This window comes from uncultured Campylobacter sp., assembly GCF_937949835.1.
Lineage (GTDB): Bacteria > Campylobacterota > Campylobacteria > Campylobacterales > Campylobacteraceae > Campylobacter_B.
Window position 1 is genome coordinate 1 of sequence record NZ_CALEDC010000138.1, and the last position, 7,952, is coordinate 7,952.

The 7,952-nt window shown below is 46.8% G+C and carries 7 protein-coding genes; all 7 read right to left on the reverse strand.

Annotated features, from left to right (window positions below):
• On the reverse strand, window positions 1–716 hold a 716-nt coding region (locus Q0256_RS03000), incomplete at its 3' end, for a hypothetical protein (RefSeq protein ID WP_297959922.1).
• Window positions 713–1,330, reverse strand: coding sequence for a hypothetical protein (locus tag Q0256_RS03005; protein ID WP_297959924.1), 618 nt, complete (start codon window positions 1,328–1,330; stop codon window positions 713–715). The genes Q0256_RS03000 and Q0256_RS03005, both read right to left, overlap by 4 nt.
• 239 nt (window positions 1,331–1,569) lie before the next feature.
• Window positions 1,570–2,127 (reverse strand): formate dehydrogenase FDH3 subunit beta, encoded by a 558-nt coding sequence (gene fdh3B / locus Q0256_RS03010; RefSeq protein WP_297913568.1) that lies wholly within the window; start codon window positions 2,125–2,127, stop codon window positions 1,570–1,572.
• A 9-nt stretch (window positions 2,128–2,136) separates the two neighbouring features.
• A complete protein-coding gene (locus tag Q0256_RS03015) occupies window positions 2,137–5,058 on the reverse strand; it encodes a formate dehydrogenase subunit alpha (RefSeq protein ID WP_297959926.1) in 2,922 nt (973 codons plus the stop codon).
• Window positions 5,059–5,068: 10 nt separating this feature from the next.
• Window positions 5,069–5,266: a twin-arginine translocation signal domain-containing protein gene (locus tag Q0256_RS03020; protein WP_297882827.1), complete on the reverse strand. Its 198-nt coding sequence runs from the start codon at window positions 5,264–5,266 to the stop codon at window positions 5,069–5,071.
• A gap of 252 nt (window positions 5,267–5,518) precedes the next feature.
• Complete coding sequence (locus Q0256_RS03025) at window positions 5,519–6,388, reverse strand: molecular chaperone TorD family protein (protein ID WP_297959928.1); 870 nt, start codon at window positions 6,386–6,388, stop codon at window positions 5,519–5,521.
• Window positions 6,388–7,952: 4Fe-4S dicluster domain-containing protein (locus Q0256_RS03030; protein ID WP_297959930.1), on the reverse strand; the 1,565-nt coding region annotated here is incomplete at its 5' end. The genes Q0256_RS03030 and Q0256_RS03025, both read right to left, overlap by 1 nt.

Below are 7,952 nucleotides of genomic sequence, written 5' to 3' on the forward strand. Positions count from 1 at the left end.
GCGCCCTTTAAATTCTGCGCGTTGCTTAAATCGGCGGCGCTAGAATTTTGCATGGCGGAATCCTGCGTAGAGCGGGAATTTTCCGCGCCTGAATTTTTACCGAAATTTTTCTCTCCGCAGGAACTTTGCGCATCGAAATTTTTTGAAGCGGAATTCTCATCGCGAAAGTTTTTAGTTTTAAATTTTTTGGCACTACTCGCGCTTTTTTTAGAGCCCTTAGCGCACTTGCGAACTTTTGGAGCGGCTTGCTCTTCTTCAGAGCTTTGCGAAAGACCCGCTTTTTCGCGTAAAATTCTACTCAGCTCGTAGATCGAAATTTCAAACGAGCCCGGTAGCGTGGCCTCCGTGTCGCTGTAAAATCGTAAAAAATTAAAGCGATCCTGCGCCTGCGGCGTTTTTTTGAATACAAAATTTAAAAGCTCCGTTTTGTTTCTGCCCGCGACGAAGGTTTTTGTGCCTAAATTTGCGATATCTTTATATTCGAAGCTCTCGGAATTTGCGCCTCGCACGATCGTAAAAGCATCCTCGCCGATCTGCAAATAATTTTTCGCGCCGAGTCTGAGCGCGCAAAAAAACGCGCAAAATGCCGCCACTACGGAAGCGAAAAGCGCCGCACCGCCAAAGCCCGCGTGGTAGCAATATCCGCTAGCGAGCGCCAAAATCGCCGATCCCGCCAGCGTCATCGCTACGGGCTTTTTATTCTCTTTTACTATCATCTTCCCTGCTTAATCAGTTGTCTTATATATTCGTAAATTTTAAAATTTAGCGCATCCATTACCGCGTCTTTGGAACCCGGATTTTTGATGCTTTGGTAGTTGAGGTTCGTTACGTAGTCCTTCCACGCACCCTTGTTTTTAACGCTTATGTAGAGGCTAATCTGCGAGTCGTAGAAGTAGTCTCTGTAATAATCGTCGTCGTCCCAAGGATCATAACCGAACGGCATCCCCCAGCCCACGCCTACGCCCGTATATCTATAATATCTGCCAAATCCCATACCGAAGCTAAATCTCGGATTATCCCACGATCTGCGCGAAAAATCCGCCTTGCGAAAGTAGTTGAGATTGCCGCCGATTTGGACGTTCGCCGCGCTTTTATTTACGACCTTAAATCCATCCGCACGCAGATGCTGGATCACTACTTGGGTTAAATTTGAATCCGTCGTAGAGGTATTGGTAAAATTTACGCTTATGAGCTTATCCTGCGGAAATTCCATAATGTGAAGCGGCTCGGAAGTGCGCACGATACCGCTATTTACGGGCACATTTTTAGAGCAGCCCGTAAAAATCAAAAACGCCGAAATGACCAAAAAAAGTGAAATTTTATTTTTCAAGACAGATCCTTTCGTTTAAGATTTCAAATCCTAAATTTGAGTGATTGTAGCATAAATTTAAAATTTTAATGTCAGCAAGAGGCGATTTTTTGAAATAATCTAACTATCGATACGTGGGAGTAGAGATTTTCAAATAAAATTTTGCGCCGAGCGACCGCTAAATTTAAAGCCGTCGCTCGGTTGAAATTTCTGTAAAAGAGGCGGAATTTTAAATCGTAGGCGTTTAAAATTCCACAATCTTATAGGCTCACGCCGCGCGTAAGTACGCGCTTGCGATAAACATCCGAAACTCTGCTCGCGTCGCCCACGATTAGAGCGTTCGTGCAACAGATCGCCGCACAAATCGGAACCTTGCCCTCTGCGATACGGTTTTGGCCGTATTTATGTAGCTCTTCGTGCGAAAACGTAGGCTCCGGTCCACCCGCGCACATAGTACACTTGTCCATCGCGCCTTTGATACCGAAAGCTCCGTCTCTAGGGAATTGCGGAGCACCGAACGGACACGCGTAGAGGCAATATCCGCAGCCGATACATTTATCTTTGTCGTGTAAAACGACGCCGTCGGTTCTGATATAGAAGCATTGAACCGGGCAAACCTGCGCGCAAGGCGCATCGGTGCAGTGCTGACAAGCGATAGAGCTTGAAACCTCCTGCCCCTCTATGCCCTCGTTTAAAGTGATAACCTTGCGCCTATTGATCTGCACGGGAACCTCGTGCGCCGAGCTGCAGGCTACCTGGCAACCATAGCAAGCGATGCAACGCTCGACATCGACGTAAAATTTTAATCTTGCCGGCATTTTATCTCCTTATGCTCTTTCTAGTCTGCAAAGACCGGCGTTAAATTCCGAAATTTGCGTATTTATGTCAAAGCCGTAGTTCGTAATCGTATTTGAGCTCTCGCCTCTGATATATGGCTTAGTGCCCTCAGGGTAGCGCTCGCTTAGATCCTCACCCTGGAAAATTCCCGCGAAGTTATACGGCATAACAATACGATCGGGCGTTACGGCGTGCGAATAGATGCACTTGACTTTGATCTTCGTGCCTTGCGGCGAATGAATCCACATCATCTCACCATCTTTGATACCTTTATCAGCGGCAAGCTTAGGATTTACGTGCGCAAACATCTCTGGAGTAATCGCCGAAAGATACTTGCTCGTGCGCTCGATCATGCCCGCACCGCTTAAATTTACAAGCCTTAGCGAGCTTACGATCGTAGGGAAGTCCTTGCTCCAATCCTGCTTTTTCTGCTCGGAGATAAATCTCGTAAAGACGCGGAAATTTCGTTTTTGATCCGCAAAGGTCGGATATTTCTCCACTAAATCCCATCTAGGCGAGTGGATCGGTTCGCGATGCTTTGGAATTTGATCCGCAAACTGCCAAACCTTCGCTCTTGCTCTTGCATTTCCGCAAGGACAAATTCCAAACTCGCGACATTTTTTAGCGATAATGCCGCTATAATCTGTGCTCCACGTAGGCCCCATCTTGGCTTTCTCATCTTCGCTTAGCGTAATGCCCAAAACCTGCTCGATATTTGCCTTAGTAATTTCTGCGTGTCCGCCTTGAATTTTTGATCCCGGAAGGGTAATGCTCTCGTCGGCTAGCTGCGAAACGCCGTCGTGTTCTAAGCCGAAGCGGTTTCTAAAGCCCATGCCCCCATCTGCATAAGGCTTAGTTACGTCGTAAAGAATCGGCGTGCCCGGGTGTTGCGTATCCCAGCAAGGCCATGGAAGTCCGTAGTATTCGCCCTCGACCTCGCCGCCTATGCCGCGCAGGGTATCGGGATCAAATAGATGCCAGTTTTTCTGCTGTCTGCGAAATCTAGCTGCGGTGCGTCCGTTATTACCAATACTTTGAGTATTGCGTGCGATCTCATCGGTAGCGTCGTCAGGCCAAACAAAATCGTCTTTAACCTGCTTAAGCTCGCCATCAACGATGCCCATCTTCATGCCGCGAACATATTCGTCGTAAAAGCCGAATTTTTTCGCGAATAAAAACATTACCTCTTGATCTTCTTTGCTCTCAAATAGAGGCTTAACGATCTGAGTTCTCCACTGACCGCTGCGATTTGTAGCGCTTAGATGACCTTCGCTCTCAAACTGCGTAGCTACCGGCAAAACATAAATTCCATCCGGTCTATCGTTTAGAATCGCTACTTCGTTTAAAAATGGCTCGGCGACTACCAGCATATCGATCTTGCCTAATGCTTCTTGAGTCTCGCGAACGTGAGCCATAGAAGTAATTCCTGTGCCTTGTACCCAAAGGACGCGGACGTTACCACTACTTAAAACGGGCTCGTTTTTCAAAACGCCCTGCCACCATTTAGATAGCGAAAAGCCCTTTTCGTTGCGCCAGTTTATCACATCTTGCTCGATGCTCGGATCGTAGTGAAAATACTCGGTAAAATTCGTACCAGGCACTTTTTCGCCCTGCTTTTCGTGCGGCTGCTTAGTAGAGACGGCAAATCTTTTAATAAACTGCTCGTAATCTACGCCCCAGCCCTTGCAGAAGTGCTTCCAAGCGTTATCGGCTAGCCCGTAATACGCAGGTAAGCTATCGGAGAGATTGCACATATCGGTAGCGCCCTGAACATTATCATGGCCTCTAAGGATGTTGCAGCCGCCGCCTGGCTTGCCCATATTGCCTAGTATGAGCTGCAAAAGAGCCAAAATTCTAGTATTCGAGCTACCGATCGAGTGCTGCGTGATACCTAGCGCCCAGCATAAAGTAGCGGGCTTTGTGGTAGCGAACATCCTCGTAAATTCTATCAGTTCCTCTTCCTTGCAGCCGGTGACATTGGCTACCTCTTTAGGATCCCACTTCTCAGCTTCCGCCTTGATCTCATCTACAGCGTAGGTTCTGGTTTTTATTAGCTCCTTATCTTCCCAGCCGTTTTTAAAGATTAGATGCAGCATTCCGTACACAAACGCTATATCGGTTCCTGGACGAATTCTAATATACATATCGGCCTTAGCCGCAGTTCTAGTAAAATTTGGATCGACGACGACGATTTTTGCGCCGTTTCTATCGCGAGCCTGAAGAGCATGCTTCATAGCTCCCACTGGATTTGCAACCGCGGAATTCGCACCTATGAAAAGGATCATTTTAGAATTTTTCGCCATATCACCTACGTGATTTGTCATAGCTCCATAACCCCAAGTATTCGCCACACCGGCGACTGTTGCGCTATGTCAAATTCTGGCTACGTGGTCGTTGCTGTTCGTACCCCAAAAGGCTGCGAATTTCCTAAAATAATATGCCTGCTCGTTGCAAAATTTAGCCGAACCCAGAAATACCACACTATCTGGACCGTCCTCTTTGCGGACTTGAAGCATTTTATCGCCGATTTCGTTAACGGCTTGTTCCCAACTGATGCGCTCCCACTTGCCGTCAACCTTTTTGAGCGGATATTTAAGACGCATTTTAGATTTGGTTAGATCGATCTGATCGATTCCCTTACAGCAGTGACTGCCCTGCGAGATCGGGTGATCTACTGCCATATCTTGGCGAATCCAGGTATTGGTGCTCTCATCCACTTGAGCCTCGATACCGCAGCCTACGGAACAGATCGAACATATCGTTCGCTTCATAACGGAACCTGGAAATGGGTTTTTGATCTCTTGCTCAGTAGCGGCTCTTAGCGTATTATTTTCGCCAAACGCGGCTACGCTACTCGCTCCTAAAGCGGCGAGTTTCAAAAACGATCTCCTTCCGATCGCATTCTCACTCATGAAAATTCTCCTAGTAAGCTACTTTATAGTATTTTTTCCACGCTTCACTCTCCCAGTAAAGCACCTCTTTTTTCGGTGATTTGCCACGAACGGTATCGCCGTAATCCTGCTCGCTTTTTGCTAGAGCCTGAGATGCAGCAATGCCCACAGCGCCTACTGCGCCGATTTTTAGAGATTTTTTAAGAAAATCCCTGCGTTTGTTCTCCATGGTTTTCCTTTGTGAAGAAATCGCTTTAAATCTTTTATTGTAGTAACGCCTGTTACAGGATTTAAGTCTAATGAATTATAACGAAAAGGCAGTGAGATGGAAATTAAATTTTAAGTTACTTTTTAAATTTTATTTAAAATTCAAAATATAAAGTTCTAACTAAAAAACTACTCGCAAAACTCGAGCTTGCGAGTTTAAAATTTAACCGAAATTCTGCTTTTGCGTTAAGATTTCCGTTAAAAATTTTATTTATCAATCCAGATCAAAAATATCTTCCGGATTGGTAAATTTATTTTGATAGCCGCCTTTTTTGATCGCTTCTTTAACGACGCTGCGATCTTTCTTTTGCGGAGCGGCAAGCGCTAAAAGCGAGCGTTCAAGCGCAAAAAAGCTTCTCATTAGTGCGCCTAATGATTTGAAAAAATCCGCCCGCACATGCCCGCACAAAAGCTCGCTAAACTCATCCACAAAGCTGTTGGTGACATTCGTAAAAAGCTCTAACGCCAGCGCTTCGCCGTCTTGCGCGCCGATGAAATTTTTAGCGCATTGCGAGTTCGCAGCATTTTTACCATTCTGCGGGCCTGTAAAATTTTTACTGTCCCGCGAATCTACAAAATTTTTTCCGTCTTGCACCGTCAAGCTCGCGTTATTTGTGGAATTTTGCTCGTTTGTCACGGAATTTTGTCCGTTTAAAACCGCGCTGTGTTTTGCAGCCGCGTCGCGCAGCAGAGTCGAATGCAGGTAAAAAATAAATCCCACATAATCCTCGCACTCTTTGCAAAGCTCCATATTACGGCGAAATTTACTCTTTTTTAGCACGTCGATTACCGCGACACGCATACGCCCATCGTCGCGTCCTTCGTCGTAAAAGCTCGCACTCATCGGCACGTTGGCGTATGAAAAATCAAAAAGCACGGAATTTTGCTCGCTTTTAAACGCTGCAAAATCGAATTTCGCCAAATTTTGAAATTCCGCCTCATCGCTAGGCACAATGGGCGAGCTGCGTAAAAACTCCAGCTGCTCCTTCCAGCGCTTAAATTTCGTATCCGTTTCATAGAAAAAAAACGGAATTGCAAAAAATTCGTAGTAGTAGCTTCTTGCTTGAAGTAGATTCGCATCCATTACATTGCCCCTTTTCTAGCATCTTCTATCTGCTTTTTTATCATTATTTTCGCTTTGCAATCGCCGCAGCAAAAAAGCGTCTTCATCTTTTCAGGCTCGTTTGCAAAATGCGCGCCCATCATATCCGCGATCTTCATCACGGCTTTGCTCGTCGCAAATTCCTTACCGCACTCGATGCACTTAAAAAGTTCGTCTTTAGCTAGCATTTTGTAATTAAAAAATCCCGACTCAAGCTCCACGCCGCAAGGCTGAAGCTCGATCGTATCCTTTTCGGCGCAGCTTAACACGCAGTAGTTGCACGTCGTGCAAAGCGAAGCGTTGAGCTTAATCGAATTGTCGCTGTTGTCGGCATACAGCGCGCCGGTATTACAGGCGCCCACGCAGCTAAGGCAGAGCGTGCAGCTTGCTTCGTTTATGCTTACTTTGCCAAATTTTAGCAACTCTCCGCTTTTTACGGCGCCGAAGCTGCCCTCGCCAACCATCGCGCTTACGCGTTTGGAAAAAATTTCTTTCTTGCTAAGACCCTGCTCGTTTAAGCTAAACGCCCAGGGCTGAGAGCTTTGCGCCCACTTTAGCGCTTCTTGCAGCTCGGTTAAATTTCGCGCTAAAAATACCGCGTCCTTGCCATAGATCGCGCTCGAAATTCCATTGATGAGCTCCGCCGCCTCTAGCGTGCCCTTGCCCACGTCTGCGCCGTAAACGATCACGCTCGAGCCGCTTTCTTGCATAGCGCTTAGCAAATTCACCTCATCTATTTGCCTGCTTCCAAAAATTCCAAACGGCAGCACGCCACACGGAAGCTGCGCTGCGGGTGCGGACGCGATTTCGTTCTCCGCGATAAGAAGCGGAATTTTGCCCTTATAAAGCTTTGAAATTTCATAAAAGACGTTCTGCGGAAGCGGCGCAAATTTAAGCGCGCCGCTAGGGCAGACGCTCACGCACTCGCCGCAGCCGATACAGTCGATGTGCGAAAACACGAGCTCGCGCTTTTCGTCATTTTTCAAAATCGCCACTGTAGGGCAAACCTCTACGCACGGCGCGCGCAGCTCATTTCGCCTGCCTTGATACTGGCAGATCGCAGGATCGAAGATCGTGGAATTCTTATAATGATAAACCGGACTTTTGGAATTTAAAATTTCTAAAATTTCATCGTCTTTTAGCCCCGATATCTCGTAGCAGCCGCTTTGTCGCAGTTGATAGGGCGCTGCGCCGCTAATCAAGAAAAAATCTGCCTCGGTCTCAACCTCATCTCGCTCGCTTAAAATCGTAACCGCAAGATCGCCAATCTCGCCATAGACGAACTTAATCTCGGCCCTGCTTAACGCGATCACCTTAAATCCATGCTGCTTAAGTAGCCTCACAAGCTCCTCTCGCGGCTCATCACAGGCAAGAATCACGTTTTTGCCGACGGGCTTTTGATAGTCGCTATCTAGCGCGCCGTCGAAGGCTGCGGCGGCGGCTTCGTATAAAATATCTACGTTTTGCGCGATTAATAGCGGCTCGTCTTTGGTATTTGCGATATAAAAATTTATCTGCGGCGCGTAAATTTGAGCCTTTAATTTAG

Bases quoted from the DNA above. Each gene is read 5' to 3' on its own strand.
- Q0256_RS03025 (WP_297959928.1), bottom strand. From the start codon at position 6,388: ATGGATGCGAATCTACTTCAAGCAAGAAGCTACTACTACGAATTTTTT.
- Q0256_RS03020 (WP_297882827.1), bottom strand. From the start codon at position 5,266: ATGGAGAACAAACGCAGGGATTTTCTTAAAAAATCTCTAAAAATCGGC.
- fdh3B (WP_297913568.1), bottom strand. From the start codon at position 2,127: ATGCCGGCAAGATTAAAATTTTACGTCGATGTCGAGCGTTGCATCGCT.